A 1,070-nucleotide genomic window follows, 5' to 3' on the forward strand; every position below is an offset into this window, starting at 1 on the left:
ATATTTCGATTAAGACTTTAGCTTCCCTTTTATCAAAGACTCAGATAGAAATTTGGGCTTGAGACCCGTTATCAAGGAGTTGAGCTTATGATAAATTTCTCAAATCATTTGTTGAATCGTAAAAGCAAAGTTATGAAAAACATCATTATCGGCATTGATATCAGCAGTAAGACTTTAGATATTTGTGTTAAAGAAGAATCATTAAATTACTTTTCTATTGAGAATAACGTTCCAGCTATAAAGCGGTTTTTAAAAAAGTACTCAGATGAAAATGTAATTTTAGCCATGGAAAATACCGGCAGATACAACTGGAATCTCTTTGAAGTTTTGGAAAAATTCAATTTTAAAGTGTATGTAATATCAGCTTTGCATATCAAGAAAAGTATTGGTCTTGTCAGAGGAAAAAATGATAAAATCGATGCACTGCGAATTTGTAATTTCATTGAAAAAAATTATCAGGAAAATAGAGAATGCAAGCCAAGTTCCAGTTCTATTAAAAAGATAAAAATCCTATTAACTGAAAGAGCTTTAAGAATAAAAATCAAAAAACAGCTTATAGTTCAGCATCATGATTACAAATTAATGAAAGGTATGGGATTGGATAAAGAGCTGAAAAATTTAAATTTAAAACTCATTAAAGATATTGAGGAGCAAATTAAGATTATTGAAAATGATATTGAAAAAATAATCCATTGTGACGAAAGTTTAAACCAGCAGCAGAAATTGATAAGATCTGTTCCTGGAGTAGGCCAGGTTTTATCGTGGACACTGTTATCAAAAACAGAGGGATTTACAACTATAACTGATCCTAGAAAAATGGCATGTTACAGCGGAGTTGTACCTTTTGATTTTCAATCTGGAACATCATTAAAAAAGAGACCGGGAGTATCAATGCTTGCCGATAAAAACCTGAAAACTATTCTGCATTTGGCAGCAATGAGTGCAATTAGACTCGATAATGATCTGAGAAAATATTACATTAGAAAAGTTGATCAAGGGAAAAACAAAATGAGTGTTTTAAATGCTGTTAGAAACAAAATAATACATAGAGTTTTTGCAGTAATAAAAAA

Annotated in this window: 1 protein-coding gene; it reads left to right on the forward strand. The window is 30.5% G+C overall.

The window, feature by feature from the left end; translation table 11 throughout:
* Positions 1–132: 132 nt before the first annotated feature.
* The coding region (locus tag AC5ZCW_RS22410) for an IS110 family RNA-guided transposase (RefSeq protein WP_496121847.1) at positions 133–1,070 on the forward strand (938 nt) is incomplete at its 3' end.

It is taken from the genome of Flavobacterium sp. PLA-DH12, from assembly GCF_059511845.1.